Annotated in this window: 16 protein-coding genes; 14 read left to right on the top strand and 2 right to left on the bottom strand. The window is 31.2% G+C overall.

Features of this window, described 5'->3' with window-relative positions; genetic code table 11:
* Nucleotides 1-52 precede the first annotated feature (52 nt).
* The 13 genes from NMK29_RS04620 to NMK29_RS04560 all read left to right on the top strand — a co-directional run bounded on the left by NMK29_RS04620 (nucleotide 53) and on the right by NMK29_RS04560 (nucleotide 15,220).
* A complete protein-coding gene (locus NMK29_RS04620) occupies nucleotides 53-2,335 on the top strand; it encodes a TonB-dependent receptor (RefSeq protein WP_108801782.1) in 2,283 nt (760 codons plus the stop codon).
* A gap of 44 nt (nucleotides 2,336-2,379) precedes the next feature.
* Nucleotides 2,380-3,501, top strand: a complete 1,122-nt coding sequence (locus tag NMK29_RS04615) for a PQQ-dependent sugar dehydrogenase (protein WP_108801781.1) — start codon at nucleotides 2,380-2,382, stop codon at nucleotides 3,499-3,501.
* Nucleotides 3,502-3,515: 14 nt separating this feature from the next.
* On the top strand, nucleotides 3,516-3,980 hold the full coding sequence (locus NMK29_RS04610) for a cytochrome c (RefSeq protein WP_108801780.1): 465 nt from the start codon (nucleotides 3,516-3,518) through the stop codon (nucleotides 3,978-3,980).
* A gap of 151 nt (nucleotides 3,981-4,131) precedes the next feature.
* Nucleotides 4,132-4,884, top strand: coding sequence for a hypothetical protein (locus tag NMK29_RS04605; protein ID WP_108801779.1), 753 nt, complete (start codon nucleotides 4,132-4,134; stop codon nucleotides 4,882-4,884).
* 45 nt (nucleotides 4,885-4,929) lie between these two features.
* Complete coding sequence (locus NMK29_RS04600) at nucleotides 4,930-6,015, top strand: anhydro-N-acetylmuramic acid kinase (RefSeq protein WP_108801778.1); 1,086 nt, start codon at nucleotides 4,930-4,932, stop codon at nucleotides 6,013-6,015.
* 96 nt (nucleotides 6,016-6,111) lie between these two features.
* On the top strand, nucleotides 6,112-6,720 hold the full coding sequence (gene udk, locus NMK29_RS04595) for a uridine kinase (RefSeq protein ID WP_091410889.1): 609 nt from the start codon (nucleotides 6,112-6,114) through the stop codon (nucleotides 6,718-6,720).
* Between the two features lie 40 nt (nucleotides 6,721-6,760).
* Nucleotides 6,761-7,120: a septum formation initiator family protein gene (locus NMK29_RS04590; RefSeq protein ID WP_369862757.1), complete on the top strand. Its 360-nt coding sequence runs from the start codon at nucleotides 6,761-6,763 to the stop codon at nucleotides 7,118-7,120.
* Nucleotides 7,113-8,480, top strand: coding sequence for a methylmalonyl-CoA mutase subunit beta (locus tag NMK29_RS04585; protein WP_108801777.1), 1,368 nt, complete (start codon nucleotides 7,113-7,115; stop codon nucleotides 8,478-8,480). Before NMK29_RS04590 ends, NMK29_RS04585 begins: the two co-directional genes overlap by 8 nt.
* Nucleotides 8,481-8,573: 93 nt before the next feature.
* On the top strand, nucleotides 8,574-9,197 hold the full coding sequence (locus NMK29_RS04580; RefSeq protein ID WP_159092075.1) for a hypothetical protein: 624 nt from the start codon (nucleotides 8,574-8,576) through the stop codon (nucleotides 9,195-9,197).
* Between the two features lie 211 nt (nucleotides 9,198-9,408).
* Nucleotides 9,409-11,544, top strand: coding sequence for a methylmalonyl-CoA mutase (scpA, locus tag NMK29_RS04575; protein WP_108801775.1), 2,136 nt, complete (start codon nucleotides 9,409-9,411; stop codon nucleotides 11,542-11,544).
* Nucleotides 11,545-11,738: 194 nt separating this feature from the next.
* The gene (locus NMK29_RS04570) at nucleotides 11,739-12,788 is read left to right on the top strand and encodes a sugar-transfer associated ATP-grasp domain-containing protein (RefSeq protein ID WP_108801774.1); all 1,050 of its coding nucleotides are present in this window, start codon (nucleotides 11,739-11,741) and stop codon (nucleotides 12,786-12,788) included.
* Nucleotides 12,789-12,839: 51 nt separating this feature from the next.
* Nucleotides 12,840-14,123: a CoF synthetase gene (locus NMK29_RS04565; RefSeq protein WP_108801773.1), complete on the top strand. Its 1,284-nt coding sequence runs from the start codon at nucleotides 12,840-12,842 to the stop codon at nucleotides 14,121-14,123.
* Nucleotides 14,124-14,338: 215 nt separating this feature from the next.
* A complete protein-coding gene (locus NMK29_RS04560) occupies nucleotides 14,339-15,220 on the top strand; it encodes an SDR family oxidoreductase (RefSeq protein ID WP_027395664.1) in 882 nt (293 codons plus the stop codon).
* A 98-nt stretch (nucleotides 15,221-15,318) separates the two neighbouring features.
* Here the strand turns inward: NMK29_RS04560 and NMK29_RS04555 are convergent, their stop codons facing one another.
* Both NMK29_RS04555 and NMK29_RS04550 read right to left on the bottom strand, forming a co-directional pair.
* On the bottom strand, nucleotides 15,319-16,119 hold the full coding sequence (locus NMK29_RS04555) for a M48 family metallopeptidase (protein ID WP_108801772.1): 801 nt from the start codon (nucleotides 16,117-16,119) through the stop codon (nucleotides 15,319-15,321).
* Nucleotides 16,116-16,694: an RNA polymerase sigma factor gene (locus NMK29_RS04550; RefSeq protein WP_254097166.1), complete on the bottom strand. Its 579-nt coding sequence runs from the start codon at nucleotides 16,692-16,694 to the stop codon at nucleotides 16,116-16,118. Before NMK29_RS04550 ends, NMK29_RS04555 begins: the two co-directional genes overlap by 4 nt.
* A gap of 79 nt (nucleotides 16,695-16,773) precedes the next feature.
* Here NMK29_RS04550 and NMK29_RS04545 point away from each other — a divergent pair, with 79 nt between their 5' ends.
* The gene (locus tag NMK29_RS04545; RefSeq protein WP_108801771.1) at nucleotides 16,774-17,247 is read left to right on the top strand and encodes a hypothetical protein; all 474 of its coding nucleotides are present in this window, start codon (nucleotides 16,774-16,776) and stop codon (nucleotides 17,245-17,247) included.

The following is a 17,247-nucleotide window of genomic DNA, read 5'->3' as shown; positions in this document are numbered from 1 at the left end:
TTTAAGAATCAATACATAATTAGTTTCCGATATTTGATCAAAATTGCACCTTTTGAGAAAAACAATATTATTTCTTTTCCTTTTCATTACCTATAGTATTCAAGCCCAAGTAGAAATTTCTGGATTGATTATAGATAAAATAACATTAATACCGATTAGTAATGCCAGCATATTAGATATAAAAACAGGTCAAAAAGTACTATCCAATGAACTAGGTAAATTCGAAATGATTAGTTCCGGAAATATTGAAATTTCGTTTACAGGTTACCAAAGTAAAATAATTACAACCCTAGAGAAACAGTATTTAATTATACCTATCGAAACTAAAGTAAATGAATTACAAGAAGTTTTCATTAACACGCAATCAATTCCTTTACAAAAAAAATATGCTACAGATGCCATAACTATTCTTAATGCACAAGACATTAATAGAGGTAATACGATTGAGCTACATCCAATTCTTAATAAAGTCCCTGGAGTTCTTATGCAAAATGGTACTCTAAATACAAATAGAATAACTATCCGAGGTATCGGTGCGAGAAATTTATTCGGTACTGCCAATATCAGAACTTATTTTGGAGATATTCCTTTAACTGATGGTAATGGAGAATCATCTATTGAAGATCTAGAGTTAGGATCCATCTCTAGGATTGATATCCATAAAGGACCATCATCTAGTAGTTATGGTGTTGGCTTAGGTGGTACTATTCTATTAAGACCTGAACTTATTACAAATAAAGGTATAGAAACTTCGCTATCAACATCCTTAGGAAGTTATGGACTCGTGAGAAATGTTGCTAAAATAGCTATTGGAGGCAAAAGATCAAGTATAAATGTTTTATATAGTAACAACCATTCTGATGGATATCGAGATAATAATCAATATACCAGAAATACAGCTACTATAACTTCTTCTTTATACCTCGGAGAAAAAAATGATTTTTCGATAATTGCTAGTTATGTTGATCTAAAAGCGGGTATTCCTAGTTCGTTAGGCCAAGATGATTTTGAAAATAATCCAAGACAAGCAGCATTCACTTGGGGGCAATCTCAGGCATTTGAAGATGTTACGTATGGAATATTTGGATTTTCTTGGAAACATCAATACAATGCATCTTTTTCACAATATACAAGTCTATTTACTTCACTCAGAAAAAATTATGAACCAAGACCTTTTAATATTTTAGAAGAAAAATCTAATTCCGTTGGTATCAGAAGTAGACTGGTACATAACTCAAGGCTATTTGATAAAAAATGGGATTGGACTGCTGGTGGAGAACTCTTTTTTGATTTCTATACAGGTAAAACATTCGACAACTTATATCAAGATTTCCCAATAGGAACTGGTAGTATTAGAGGAGATCAGCTTTCTGATCTAGATGAAAGAAGAAACTATTATAACCTTTTTGCAGCATCTAATTTATCTATAACAGATAAACTGAAAATTAATATGGGAATACACCTCAATCAAACATTTTTTAATGTCGAAGATAATTTTTTAGAAGATGGTGATGATAGCTCTGGAAAATTTGAATTTGAACCAATACTATCTCCTAAGATCGGTGTCAATTATGCATTGAATACTAATGTTATCTTTTTTGGAAACGTTGCCCACGGATTTTCCACTCCTACTACTTCTGAAACTTTATTGCCTGATGGAGAGTTCAATCCAGAAATACAACCAGAAATTGGATGGAACTATGAAATTGGAACTAGATATAACCTGATGAAAAACAGACTTTATGGTTCTTTTTCTTTATACACCTTAAAAGTAAAAGATCTACTAGTAACAAGGAGAACTGAAGAAGATAATTTCTTTGCTATCAACGCAGGAAAAACAACTCATACTGGAGTTGAAGGAACAATTAATTATCAACTTATTAAATCATCAAAAAAACAACTAAACCTACAAGTAAGTGGAACACTAAACAATTATAAATTTGACGATTTTGTAGACCTCGATGATGATTTTTCTGGTAATAAACTTACCGGAACTCCATCACATGTTATTAATTTTGGAATGGATTATATGACTAAAAAAGGAATTTATGGGAATCTAAATTTTCAGATTGTTGGTAGCATCCCAGCAAACGATAGCAATACAATTTTTAGCGATCAGTATGAATTACTAAACGGAAAAATAGGGTATGCAAATTTAATTAATAAGCATATTTCTTTTGATTTATTTCTCGGAATGAATAATATTTTAGACAAACGATATGCATCCCAACTACAGATCAATGCGACGGGATTTGGAGGGAGTCAACCTAGATATTTTTATCCAGGATTGCCTTTCAATATGTATGGAGGGATTAACATAAAATATAGAATATAAATAATTTTTATTTGTAATTTTCAAGTGCAAATCACAATAAAACAATGAACAACCTTTTATTTTGTATATCAGCAGTGCTATCTACCCTCTTCTCTTGTGCTCAAGAAAAGAAAAATGATATATCAATTGATCCTGATCCAAAAAATTATACTACTGAAATTGTCATTCCTGATTTACAAATTCCTTGGGGAATGGCTTGGCTTCCTGATGGAAGTATGCTCATTACTGAAAAAAGTGGTGAATTAATCCATTATAAAAATGGAACAAAAACTATTATCGAAAATGTTCCAGAAGTATATAATCGCAATCAAGGAGGGTTATTAGATATCGAAATACATCCAGAATACGATAAAAATGGCTGGTTATATCTTACTTACTCCTCGAGAGAAGGAGCAGAAAAAGGAGGTAATACTGCACTTATTAGAGCTAAATTAGAAAACAACAAACTTACTTCTATAGAGAATCTGTATAAAGGCACTCCGAATACCACAAGAGGCCATCATTTTGGATCAAGAATAGAGTTTGACAAAGAAGGTTATCTTTATTTTAGTATCGGAGATAGAGGAAATAGAGATGAAAACCCGCAAGATATCACCAAGGATGGTGGAAAAATTTATCGTCTTCATGCTGATGGAAGTATTCCTAAAGATAATCCTTTTGTAAAAAAGAATAATAGCAAAAAAGCTGTTTTCTCATATGGGCATAGAAATCCCCAAGGAATGGCTATTCACCCAACTGATGGCAAAATATGGGTACACGAACATGGTCCAAGAGGAGGCGATGAAATCAACATCATCAATAAAGGAACGAATTATGGATGGCCAATTATTACTTATGGTATTAACTATAGTGGTACTACTATTACAGATATAACTACCAAAGAAGGAATGGAACAACCTGTTTATTATTGGGTTCCTTCTATCGCTCCTAGCGGAATGGATTTTGTTACAAGTGACAAATACCCTGATTGGAAAAATGATCTTTTAGTAGGATCTCTAAAATTTCAATATTTAGAATTAGTAGAATTAGATGGTAACAAAGTAATTGGAAGAAAAAAAATAGTAGAAGATATTGGGAGAGTTCGTAATGTTCGTCAAGGTCCTGATGGTTATATTTATATTGCTGTAGAAAATAAGGGAATTGTAAAAATAATTCCGAAATCATAATTTTATTAAATAAAATGAAAAAACGATTCAAGCATATCTTATTTCTCGAAGTACTTTCTATAATATTTTGTATTTCGATTATAGCAAAACAAGAAAGCCCTTCAAAAACATATATTTCGGTAAATAATTTTAATTATCAGGATACAGAATTATCTAAAAGTATCACCCGCGGCAAAGAAGTGTATATGGATTTTTGCATGCAATGTCATTTACCTAATGGAAAAGGAACTCCTAAAGTTTTTCCTCCATTAGCAGGTTCCGATTGGCTCATTAACAAGCGTAAAGAAAGTATTCACTCTATTAAATATGGATTAAATGGACCAATTAAAGTTAATGGGGAATCATATAATAGTGCAATGACCTCATTAGGATTAGAAGACGAAGAGGTTGCTGATGTTATGAATTACATTATGAACAGTTGGGGCAACAAACAACAAAAAATGGTTACTATAGAGGAAGTTATAAGCATTAAAAAGTAATATTCATATATTAGATGTGTAGACAACTAATTAATAACCTAAAACAATCCTCTCTCTTTTTTTTACATAACAATATTTACATAATTTACGTTACTACTGTTGTAGATCAGAAATATGCACTTTAAAAACATAGGTGTAGAAATCAATATTTATGAAATCCTTCTTGTTTTTTGTTATACTTCTCATAGGTTGTTCTGCCTATAGTCAAGAAATAGACGACATTTCTCCTAATAGATATCGGTTTAAATATAAATCTATCCTATATAAAGGATCTAGGTTACAAATTACAGCACAACTTAGAACCATAAAAAACAGTCCTAAATTCTCTGGAATACCCGAAGAGATTCAAGTTGGGCTTAATGAACTTTTTATTGATGCTAAAAAGCAAGCTTTTCCAAGAGTATATAAAAAGAAAGCAATTTTGTTTCTGGATGCCTTATATAATTATGAAAAATTCGTAATCATGTATAATGGTGCTCTATATGAAGTAGTTGAAAAACTAAAGAGAGATATGAAACGTATCGATTTTAAGCTCGAAAGACAATACATAAAAGCAAAAACGGCAGTAGATCGAATCAAGAAAGAGGATTCTACAAACACAAAAGAAATACAGTATTTAAGTGAAGAACGACAAAAAAGTTTGGTTAGATTAGCAAGTCATCGATGGATGAAGAATAAATTTGACGGCTACAAAGGCATTAATATTGTAGAAAATCCCGATGATCTTATAACAGAATTTAAAAAAGCTGAAGCAGCATATATATTTTCTCTTTATGGAAAAAAAACCGTAGATGAGATTAAGAATTATCTAGAAAATGAAATTATAGATTTTTACTACAACAAAGCAATCTTAGAAATCGATACAGAAAAACTTGACCTCCAATACATAAATAAATATAACTAGTCAAAGTGATTTTGTTCAAAATATTTTGGTAGTTTGCATCCCTATATGTCAGCTTTTCCTAAAACATATAAAGTAATTGGATTAATGTCCGGAACCTCACTAGATGGTTTGGATATCGCCTATTGTCACATAAAAAAACACGAGGACTCTTGGACATTTTCTATTGTTAATACAGAAAATGTTGCGTACTCAGAAGATTTTAAGAATAAATTAAAAAACACTGTAGATCTTTCCAGTATAGATCTATTAGCATTTCATAACATCTATGGAACCTGGCTAGGAAAACAAGTGACAAACTTTATCAATAAGAATTCAATAACGGCCGATTTCATTTCTAGTCATGGTCACACTGTTTTTCATCAACCAGAAATTGGATTGACCTATCAGATTGGATCTGGTCAACATATTGCTAACACCACTAATTTAAAAGTCATTTGTGATTTCAGGACTAATGATGTAGCTCTTGGCGGACAAGGTGCACCCTTAGTCCCTATAGGAGACCAACTGTTATTTAATGAATATGATTTTTGCCTTAATTTGGGAGGCATTAGCAACATTTCGTTTGATTTTAATGAAAAAAGAATAGCCTACGATATCTCTCCGGCCAATATGCTACTGAATCTTATTTGCAATTCTATAGACCTTGAATATGATGATAGAGGTAAAATAGCAAGAACAGGAGAGCTAATCGAAGAATTATACAACAATCTAAACGATTTATCCTACTATAGAGATCCTTATCCTAAATCACTTGGATATGAATGGTTTGTAGATAAAATTGTACCGATTATCAAAAGATTTAATGAACCTATTGAAAATCTACTATACACATCTGTTTATCATATAACGGAACAAATCACTAAAGCAATAAAAAGTACAGGAAAAGAAAAATCATCTCTTTTAGTAACTGGTGGAGGTGCTAAAAATGATTTTCTAATTGAAATTTTACAACAAAAATTGCAAAATCACGCAACTGTGATTATACCAGATGAAAACGTTATTGATTATAAAGAAGCATTAATTTTTGCTTTTATGGGAGTTTTAAGAGAGTTAAACGAAATAAACTGTTTACAATCAGTTACAGGTGCTAGAAAAGATTCTTCCTCCGGAATTATCTACTATCCGCGATAATATTTTCACTTAACTAATCACTTATAAAAAAACTCTCCTACTCAAAAACTCAATAACTCAATAAGTATTTCTAAATTTGTCAAAAAAATATTGGGAATGCTTATTATTGGTATCGCTGGAGGAACTGGTTGCGGAAAAACAACTGTAGTAAATCAAATTGTTAATGAATTACCTGAGAATGAAGTATGTGTCATCTCTCAAGATTCTTATTATAAAGACACCAGTCATCTTAGATATGAAGAACGAACAAAAATTAATTTTGATCACCCTCAGTCTATTGATTTTGAACTACTAGGAGAACACCTTAGCGCTTTAAGGAAAGGAGAAACTATCGAACAACCTGTTTACTCGTTTGTTGAACATAACCGAACTAAAGAAACTATATTAACTAAACCGAGTAAAGTAATTATTGTAGAAGGTATTTTAATCCTAACAAATCCCAAAATTCGGGAAATGTTCGATATCAAAATATACGTACAAACTGATAGTGATGAACGTCTAATCCGTCGTTTAAAACGTGATATTGCAGAGAGAGGTCGTGATATGGAAGAAGTTTTAGATAGATATCAAAATACACTAAAACCAATGCACCAACAATTCATTGATCCTACAAAAGAGTTTGCGGATCTTATTATTCCAAACAATAATTATAACAATGTGGCAATTGATATAGTTCGTACTATAGTGAAAGAACGCTTGAATTAACTTTTGTACCTTTATAAACTAATAAATATTTTAATCTAAATTGAAGCTACAACGCTATTTCGAAAAGCTTAGGAACACTCCTGCATTGATTCCGGTTTTTGCCATATTTTTCAATAAGTATGTGCTTATCATTTTAGTATTCGTAGTGTGGATTCTATTTTTAGATACTAATTCTTGGCTTATTCATAGAGAATTAGATCAAGAAATTAAAGAACTAAAGGATAATAAAGAATATTACAAAAAGGAAATTGTTAAAGATCAAAAGGACATAAAAATTCTAAAAGATAGCGGTGAACTAGAAAAGTTTGCAAGAGAAGAATATTTTATGAAACGAGATAATGAAGAAATTTACATTATCGAATACGAAGACAGTATCCCTAAAAAAAAGAACGATGACTAAAACTTTATTTAATGATTTCGATAAAGTTTCTGCGAAAGAATGGAAACAAAAAATTCAATTTGATTTAAAAGGTGCTGACTATAATGAAGCACTAATATATAAATCTTATGAAGGTATAGATGTCAAACCATTCTATAATGAAGAAGATATTACTCCAAATCAGAAGAACGTAAATCACCCATCTATCTGGAAAAACTCTCAAAAGATAGAAGTTAAAGATGCAACTACAGGAAATAATGCTGCGTTAACTGCAATCAAAAAAGGAGCAGAGAGTTTATATTTTATTATTACCAATGAAAATATTAACCCTGCGACATTACTATCCAATATTTCCCCTAATGTATTTGTCTTTATTGAAACCTTATTCCTATCAACGGATTATGCAAACAAGTTAAACAACCATGTTCTTAAATCTAAACTTTCTATCCATCTATTAACTGATATCATTGGAAACTTAGCAAAAACAGGAAACTGGTACAATAGCCTAAAAGATGATCACGATAAATTAGAAAGTATTGTCTCACAAAATCCCAATTTAAAAAGCAGTATCACTGTAGACCTTAGTATACTGCAAAATTCGGGAGCTACAATGATTCAGCAATTAGCATATGGTATAGCTCATGTAAACGAGTACCTCAATTATTTTGAAAGTAAAAAAGATAACCCTTTTATCAAAACACCCATTATTTTTAAAGTAGCAATTGGGGGAAATTATTTTTTTGAAATAGCAAAATTAAGAGCATTAAGAATATTGTGGAATTCTTTATCAGAAGAATATAATATGTTAAAAAAATGTTATATATTCGCACATCCTTCACACAGAAATAAAACAATTTTAGATTATAATGTAAATATGCTTCGTACCACAACAGAGTGTATGAGTGCTATTTTAGGCGGGGCAGATATTATTCATAATGTAAGATATGATGATATTTATAATCTTGAAAATGATTTTGGAACAAGAATAGCTATCAATCAATTGTTGATCTTAAAAAATGAAAGTTATTTCGATATTGTAAACAATCCATCATCTGGATCATATTATATTGAAAGCTTAACGAATCAATTAGCAGAAAAGGCGTTATTATTATTTAAGAACATTGAAGAAAGTGGTGGTTATTTAAAGCAATTAAAAGCTGGAACAATTCAGAAAAAAATAAAAGAAAGCGCAGATAAAGAGCAAGAACTTTTTGATAAGGAGGAAATTATTTTAACAGGTGCTAATACCTATAAAAATCCTGAAGAAGTAATTCCACCATTACAAAAGTCTTTATTTAAAGAAAAAAATATAAGAAAAACGTTAATAAACCCAATTATCACTAGAAGATTGTGCGAAAAAACAGAGAAAAACTATATATAACGCAAATAATTGATAATTTATTGTTAACTTTCGTTGAAATTAACATTTAACTAACAAATAATTAACAAAACTAAATCTTAATCGATGCCCCAAATGATTAGATCTAGAATCGCTTTAATAGCATTTTTACTTATTACGGTATTTGGCCACTCTCAAAGTGGTATCAATTGTCTAAGTGTAGACAGCAGTGGACTTTATTCCAAAGCCTTTAATTCATTCGAAAAAGACTTATTTGCACACTACAAATTCGGAAATGATTCTATAAAAACTTATCGAACTTTTCTAGCAGAAGTTGCAAGTCTATCGCTGGATTTAAGAAAATTACCATCTAACAATTCTATCCAATTAGCGAGAACCTTTAAAAAAAAATCTAGTGACCCTAACTCAATTTGGGTAAAACTAAGTGATTACGAAAATCAAGAAGCAACAAAAAAAGCATCTCCCTACACAAACCCTTCCAAAAAAGGAGAAGAAGAAATATTGATATTTAATTATAGAGGTGGATTAATTCAATGTCTTAAGAACAATAGTGATAGTGATGATTTTCAAAATATAATTAGCACACTAGAACAAGATGGAAACGTTAGTACTTCTTTAATTGCTCAAAGAATTTATTACATCCCTGACAAAAAAATTAAAGCTGCCGAAATAAAGAAATTTATAGCTTTTGATATATATTATTCAATTCTAATGGTTATTGAAAAAGCTTTTGGCTAGACATTATTGCAATATTCTTTCATAAACAGTTAACATATTTTATATTTTCTAAAATAGATCATTAATAAAACCGTAATTTTACATTTTTAGCAATGATTTTCTTCAATGAAAATAAGATATAATCTTCTAATTTGTACCTTATTGATACTAGTCACTTGTAATTCACGAATACAAGAAACTTAGAATTGGATTGAAAAAATGAAATTTTAAAATGACCAGAAAGAATATTCAACATATTACACTGCAAAAAGAAACCAGTGCAACTAAAGTTACTTCGGAAAACAAAACCTTTATTACTTCTGAAGGAATTGAAATAAAAGAGGAATATACGGGTAAAGAAATAAAAGATCTTGAGCATCTTAATTTTGCCGCAGGAATCCCTCCTTATTTAAGAGGTCCGTATTCTACAATGTATGTAAGGAGACCTTGGACTATAAGACAATATGCCGGTTTTTCTACAGCAGAAGAAAGTAATGCTTTTTACCGTAGAAATTTAGCAGCGGGTCAAAAAGGATTATCAGTTGCTTTTGACCTTGCTACTCACCGAGGGTACGATAGCGATCATGAAAGAGTATTTGGAGACGTAGGAATGGCAGGAGTAGCTATCGATACTGTTGAGGATATGAAAGTCCTCTTCGATCAGATACCACTAGATAAAATGTCTGTTTCTATGACTATGAATGGAGCAGTGTTACCTATAATGGCTTTTTACATTGTTGCTGCAGAAGAGCAAGGAGTAGATCAAAAATTACTTTCTGGCACTATCCAAAATGATATTCTTAAAGAGTTCATGGTTCGTAACACTTATATTTATCCTCCTACTCCATCTATGCGAATCATTAGCGATATTTTTAAATATTGTTCTAAAAACATGCCTAAGTTTAATCCAATAAGTATTTCTGGCTATCATATGCAAGAAGCGGGTGCTACCTGTGATATAGAATTAGCTTATACGCTAGCCGATGGATTAGAATATATCAGAAAAGGTATCGAAGCAGGACTGGATGTAGATTCTTTCGCTCCTCGCCTATCATTCTTTTGGGCTATTGGAATGAATCACTTTATGGAGATTGCTAAAATGCGCGCTGCTCGTATGCTTTGGGCTAAATTAATTAAACAATTTAACCCCAAAAACCCGAAATCTCTGATGCTAAGAACGCATTGTCAAACTAGTGGATGGAGCCTAACAGCCCAGGATCCTTTTAACAATGTAGCCAGAACTTGTATCGAAGCGAGCGCGGCAGCTTTTGGAGGAACGCAAAGTTTACATACAAATGCATTGGATGAAGCAATTGCTCTGCCAACAGATTTCTCTGCTAGAATAGCTCGAAATACACAAATATACCTTCAAGAAGAAACACAAATAAATAGAACGGTTGATCCTTGGGCAGGAAGTTATTATGTAGAATCATTAACCAATGATATTGCAGAAAAAGCTTGGAAATTACTCGAAGAGGTAGAAGAATTAGGAGGAATGACTAAAGCCATTGAGGCTGGAATTCCTAAAATGCGGATAGAAGAAGCTGCAGCCAGAAAACAAGCTAGAATAGATAGTGAACAAGATGTTATCATTGGTGTAAATAAATTTCAACTAGAAGAAGAAGAACATATTGCTACTCTAAAAGTGGATAATGACGCTGTTAGAAATCAACAAATTGAAGGTTTAACAAATGTCAAAAAATCAAGAGATGATAATGCTGTAGGGGAAGCACTTGATAATTTATCAGAAGCAGCCAAAGATGATAAACAAAATTTATTAGCTTTAGCAGTAAATGCTGCTCGATTAAGAGCTACCTTAGGAGAAATTAGTGATGCCCTTGAGAAAGAATTTGGAAGATATAAAGCAGAAATTAAATCATTTACTGGAGTGTATGCTAAAGAAATAAAGAATGATGAGTCTTTTAATAAGGCTCGAGAACTTGCAAATCAATTCGCTGATTTAGAAGGCCGAAGACCAAGAATAATGATTGCAAAAATGGGACAAGATGGCCACGATCGAGGTGCAAAAGTAGTAGCTACTAGTTATGCCGATGTAGGTTTTGATGTAGATATAGGCCCGTTATTTCAAACCCCAATAGAAGCCGCTAAACAAGCTGTAGAAAATGATGTACACATCGTTGGAGTCTCTTCGTTAGCAGGTGGACACAAAACACTTGTGCCCCAGATTATTGCAGAGTTAAAAAAACACGGAAGAGAAGATATTATGGTAATTGTCGGAGGAGTTATCCCTCCAGATGACTATGACTTTCTATTCCAAGAAGGTGCAGTTGCTATATTTGGCCCTGGCACCAAAATTAGTGATGCTGCAATTACAATACTTGATATTTTAATTTCTACTTTCGAATAGTTTTATTAAAAAAATAAAACGCAGGCTATTGTAATTATAAATATGGCATAGTATCCTATACTAACACGAAGTTTTATGAAGTAAAATAGGATTAAAAACTATTTTAAAAATAATTATTTATTTACTAAATAAAATAGTTCAAAGTTCGTTCTACAAACAAAGTTTATAGAATTATTCCCCATTTTATTAATAAGATGAAAAAAAAGCTTAACCTTTTCACAAGACGAGCATCTGTTGTTATTAATGATGAAAATAGGAAGAATATTTACCGCATCCTAAAAGAGTCATTACATTTCTGGGTTATTAAGAAAGAAATTCCTTATTTCTATTTTGGAAAATTCTTATACCGAAGAGATGTTTCAAACTATAAAGATTATCTAAGTAGTAAAGAAGTCGATAAAATAACATTATCCAAAAAACTTCATCAGATTCAATTCTCCAAATTGTTACGAAACAAACTTTCTTTTGCCTTATTTATGGAGGAAAATAATTTCCCTACTCCTCAGTTAGTTAGCTATAATCATAAGAATCAGTTTTATTTTAAATCACAACTAACTATAATTGATTCCGAAGAGAGGCTACTCCAATTTTTTGAGTTTCAATTCAACCAAAATGAGATCAACGGATTATTTCTAAAATCTACCACAGGAATGGGAGGAAAAGGATGCTTTCTTATCAATAGAAACAGCATTCGTAATCAAGTAAAAAAATACTATGAGGAAATAGTTAATAATGACTTAATTCATCAAAAAATAATCGTGCAGCATCCAAAAATCAATATGATATACCAACATAGTATTAATACTATTCGTTTCACGACTTATATCGATAAAAATGGAGAAAAACATATATTATCTGCTTTTATGAGATTTGGAAGTGGAGGCAGTTTTATAGATAACAGTAGCGCAGGTGGTATATGTGTTTTGGTAGATTTAAAAGAAGGAAAACTAAAAGGAAAAAGCCACCAACTGATGAAACATGGAGGAAAACAATTAACAAAACACCCTGACTCTAATATTATATTCAATGATTTTCAAATTCCCTATTTTGAAGAGTCGAAAGAATTAGTTTTAAGAACAATTACGCTCATCCCTGATCGTATTGTTGGTTGGGATATTGCAATAGGAAAAAAAGGACCAATATTAGTAGAAGGAAACGACAATAATTCTTTAATAACACCAGATATTATCTATGGAGGATATTTAAAAAATCCAATATTTAAAGAAATTCTAGAAGAAGCCTAAGATTATTCCCATAAAAGATCCTCTCTCCTATTCTAATTACCCAATATTACTATGTTAAACAACCTACGCAACACCCTATTCTGGACAATCGACACCCTAACTAGAGGTAAAAAAAAGTCAAACTTTAAGGATATACAATCTTTACTAGAAAACGTTAATTCTAAAAAATCCATTAAAAGAAAAAAGGAATATCTAGACTCTATTTTACAACATGCCATCAATACTGTACCCTTTTACAAAAACACGCAACCACTAATCACAGCATTTCCTGTAATAAATAAAAATATCTTTAGAGAGAATTTCAAAGACTTCCAATCAGAATCTTTCCAAAATGAGAAAAAAAGAACCGTTTCTACCAGTGGTTCTACTGGAACTCCATTTACTGTTCATCAGGACATATCAAAAATCATTCGTAATACTTCGGATAATCTATATTTTTGGGAAAAAGCGGGTTACAAAATAGGAGACAAATTGTTTTTTTTCAGGTTATGGAATGCTTTCGAAAAGAAAAAATCCTTTATCAACTTTGCTCAAAACATTGTACCTATTGATGTTTTTGATCTTACACCTTCCTTTATAGACAATCTTTTAAAAAAAATACAAAAAGGAAAAGGTAATATATGCTTGTTAGGATATGTATCTGCTTTTGAAAAAATATGCAAACATTTAGATAGAACAAATCCAAACTTTCGTTCTAATGCTGTAAAATCTACCATTACGATTTCGGAAAAACTCAACGAATACACAAAAGAATCCATACAGAAATATTTCCACATAATACCAGTTTCCAGATATTCTAATATCGAAAATGGGATTATCGCACAACAACCCAAGGGTAAAGATTATTTTGTAATTAATGAAGCTAGTTATTATATCGAAATCCTAAATATGGAAAATGACGAGCAACAACAAAAGGGAGTACTTGGAAGAATTATAATTACAGATCTTTTTAACCAATATAATCCAATGATTCGTTATGACACTGGAGACTTAGGAATGATAGAAGAAATTAACAACAAAAAAGTACTTACCCAGATAACCGGAAGAAAAATTGATGCAATTACCAATACAAATGGCAAAATCATCACATTTAATATTGTACTCATTGTAAACAAGTATTTACAATTAGCACAATGTCAATTAATTCAAACAAACCACAAGCACTACACATTAAAGCTAAATGCACTACAATATTTTGAAAGAGAAAATGAACTTATCGCAGATTTTAAAAAGTATTTAGGTAATGATGCGGTCATAAAAGTGGAATATGTTTCTGAGATTCCCCTCTTAGCATCTGGAAAAAGAAGAGTAATGGTGAACCAAATGATACAATAACACCAGCACCAAAAAGCTTAAAAAAAATTCTAATATATTTGACATAAATACTCCCCGATTGTAAAAAAGCAAAGGTTTACTTCTTTATTTATAATATATTTGTTTAAACTGTATTTAAATTAGGATATTAGAATATTTAAAATACTATGCGTGCATAGTATTTTAAATATAAATTGTAACTTTCACAAAAATAAAGACATTATAATACATAACATATGAGCTATACTGATAAAATGCTTCGAGATGGAGCGCTTGAAGGAAAAAACATTGTAGTTACCGGAGGAGGTAGCGGACTTGGAAAGTCTATGACCAAGTATTTTATGGAGCTTGGAGCAAAAGTAGCAATAACTTCACGTAATCTTGAAAAATTACAAGGTACGGCTAAAGAGTTAGAATCAGAAACTGGAGGTACTTGCCTCCCACTTCAATGCGATGTAAGACATTATGATCAAGTAGAAGCTATGAAAGATCAGGTTTTAGAGGCATTTGGAACCGTAGACATACTATTAAATAATGCCGCTGGAAACTTTATTTCTCCTACAGAACGTTTATCCGCTAATGCCTTTGATACTATCATTGACATTGTATTAAAAGGAACAAAAAATTGTACACTAGCATTTGGTAAACATTGGATAGATACAAAATATCAAAACACTAATGTTCTAAATATAGTAACTACATATGCTTGGACCGGTTCTGCTTATGTAGTGCCAAGTGCAACTGCAAAAGCTGGTGTGCTGGCTATGACTAGATCTCTTGCTGTAGAATGGGCTAAATACGGGATGCGTTTTAATGCCATTGCTCCTGGACCTTTTCCTACTAAAGGAGCTTGGGATAGACTTTTACCGGGTGATATGAAAGAAAAGTTTGATCTTGCTAAAAAAGTACCTCTTAAGCGTGTCGGTGATCATCAAGAACTAGCTAATCTGGCAGCATATCTTGTATCCGATTTTTCTGCATATGTCAATGGAGAAGTAATCACGTTAGATGGTGGAGAGTGGTTAAAAGGAGCTGGGCAATTTAATTTACTTGATCAAGTTCCGGAACAAATGTGGGACATGCTAGAAGCTGCTATTAGAGCTAAAAAGAATAAATAAAGAGTCTTATTTAAAATATTATTCCAACTGAATATCAGATTTTCTGATATTCAGTTTTTTGTTAAGACTTGTTTTCTTCTTAAAAAAAGAAGATGTTTTTATTTCTTATTTAACTTATTCAATAATTCTTTTGCTTTACTCTGATTGTAAAGAGAATCCTGTACTATAGTTTCTAAATTTTTAATTGCTTCATCCATTCTATCAGATTTCAAAAACACCAATGATTTAAACCAATACCCCTTTTCCCCGTCAACTAAATCGCTATCAATTAAAGTATTTAATATTTCCTGAGCCTTGTTATATTCTTTTAATTCAGTATGAGATATTGCCTTATACAAATACAGTAAACTATTCTTTTTATCTTCTTCTAAGGCCTTATCTAAATATATGATCGCTCTTTCGTATTTCTTGCTCTTAAAATCACTTTCGGCTTCTACTAAATTGTTTTCCTCTACATTCGCTCCCCTATTTACAAGAGATGGCAATTTCTCTTTCATAATATACTCTGTATAAAGCTCTTCAGTAGTAACAGAAGAATTAAAAAAGAAAATACTAAATGTAATTATTACCACTACAACTGCCGCTATAGATGAAAGGGTAAAAATGTTTCTATTCGTTCGATTTTGATATTGGAATGATGCTTTTTCTATATTTTCCTTTATTTCCTGAGTCTTCGAATCACTAAACAACGTATCATATTCTTCTATTTCTTTGGTCTGCTTTTTAGTGTAATAACTCCAATTTTTATCATTAAGGCCTTCAAAAAGCTGTTTTTCCAAGAGGTATGATTTTTTAAATTCATCATCCGTTTCTACTCTGTTTAAAAAATCAATTCTATCCTCTTCAGAGAGTTCATCTCTTAAAAACTGTTCTATTAATATATCTTCTTCTAAACTCATATTTCGATCAATGATTTATATCTTTCATCGTTTTCAATTAACTCTATTAGCTTCTTTTTACATTTAAAAACACGTTGTCTAACGGCAGATTCAGAATTATATTCAGTAGTTGCTACTATTTCTTTATAAGGTGTTTTAGCAAAAAAAAGTGTCAATATATTTTTACAATTGCCTGAAATTTTATTTAATTTTTCAACTAACAATTCCTGTCGTTTTTGTTCCATAACCGCTAATGAATAATCTCTATACTCACTTGTCAGTTCAATAATACCCTTATTTGTTACCCTCTTTTTGTAACTATTTAACTCTCTCCTCCATAAATTTTTACAAACTTTAAACAAATATCCACCAAAACTAGTCTCGATAGTAATACCTTCTTTTCTATGCCGCACTGCAATTTGTAGTAATGCCTTTTGAAAAACATCTTTTGCATCCTCCTCATTACCATTGTTTTGTAAAACAAATTTCTTTACTAAAGGAAAATTTGTTGTGTAAACTTTATTGATAATTTTAGAATCTCCATCTATAAGTGCGTCCAAGACATTCTTCCCCATTATTATTTTTTTGTAAAGCAAAAGTAAAATTTTATACTTTCGCATGGGTAACATTATATATTTTTCTGAACAGAGGAGTAAATCAAAAAAAAAGTAAAAAATGAAAAATCAATTTTTATTAGGAGTACTTGCTCTTTTCAGTATAATCAGTTGTGAACAAAAGGAACTTCTTGTCAACAATGATAACTCTAAAACAGAATCATTATTCGAAAATAAATCCGCTACTGACATACCATATGCAGAAGTTCTTATTACGCATGTTAATGGGTATTCAGAAATCAAAAAGAAAAGTAGCAGAGCATGTTTTGCAGCCTACTTTGACGTAACCATTGAAAGTGTGACGCAATGCAACACTAACCCAAATAGAGAAATATTAAGATTTCCAAATGCAGTCTTAAATCTTACTAATGGTGATCCAGAAAATGATGATGAAGACGAACAAAAACCACCACCATTATACTTAGAATTCAATCCTATTGTCATTTCTGTTGATCAACTATCAGAAGCCGCTAGTGATTGTGGTCTTTTAGATGCTACTGAAATAATCAACTGTGATAATCTGATTATTTTTTAG

The organism is Aquimarina sp. Aq107, assembly GCF_943733665.1.
Lineage (GTDB): Bacteria > Bacteroidota > Bacteroidia > Flavobacteriales > Flavobacteriaceae > Aquimarina.
The sequence above is the reverse complement of the archived record's forward strand: the minus strand, read 5'-3'. Positions and strand labels throughout refer to the sequence as shown.

Bases quoted from the DNA above. Each gene is read 5' to 3' on its own strand.
- NMK29_RS04610 (WP_108801780.1), top strand. From the start codon at position 3,516: ATGAAAAAACGATTCAAGCATATCTTATTTCTCGAAGTACTTTCTATA.
- NMK29_RS04600 (WP_108801778.1), top strand. From the start codon at position 4,930: ATGTCAGCTTTTCCTAAAACATATAAAGTAATTGGATTAATGTCCGGA.
- NMK29_RS04605 (WP_108801779.1), top strand. From the start codon at position 4,132: ATGAAATCCTTCTTGTTTTTTGTTATACTTCTCATAGGTTGTTCTGCC.
- NMK29_RS04615 (WP_108801781.1), top strand. From the start codon at position 2,380: ATGAACAACCTTTTATTTTGTATATCAGCAGTGCTATCTACCCTCTTC.
- NMK29_RS04545 (WP_108801771.1), top strand. From the start codon at position 16,774: ATGAAAAATCAATTTTTATTAGGAGTACTTGCTCTTTTCAGTATAATC.
- NMK29_RS04585 (WP_108801777.1), top strand. From the start codon at position 7,113: ATGACTAAAACTTTATTTAATGATTTCGATAAAGTTTCTGCGAAAGAA.
- NMK29_RS04560 (WP_027395664.1), top strand. From the start codon at position 14,339: ATGAGCTATACTGATAAAATGCTTCGAGATGGAGCGCTTGAAGGAAAA.
- NMK29_RS04555 (WP_108801772.1), bottom strand. From the start codon at position 16,119: ATGAGTTTAGAAGAAGATATATTAATAGAACAGTTTTTAAGAGATGAA.
- scpA (WP_108801775.1), top strand. From the start codon at position 9,409: ATGACCAGAAAGAATATTCAACATATTACACTGCAAAAAGAAACCAGT.
- NMK29_RS04565 (WP_108801773.1), top strand. From the start codon at position 12,840: ATGTTAAACAACCTACGCAACACCCTATTCTGGACAATCGACACCCTA.
- udk (WP_091410889.1), top strand. From the start codon at position 6,112: ATGCTTATTATTGGTATCGCTGGAGGAACTGGTTGCGGAAAAACAACT.
- NMK29_RS04580 (WP_159092075.1), top strand. From the start codon at position 8,574: ATGATTAGATCTAGAATCGCTTTAATAGCATTTTTACTTATTACGGTA.
- NMK29_RS04570 (WP_108801774.1), top strand. From the start codon at position 11,739: ATGAAAAAAAAGCTTAACCTTTTCACAAGACGAGCATCTGTTGTTATT.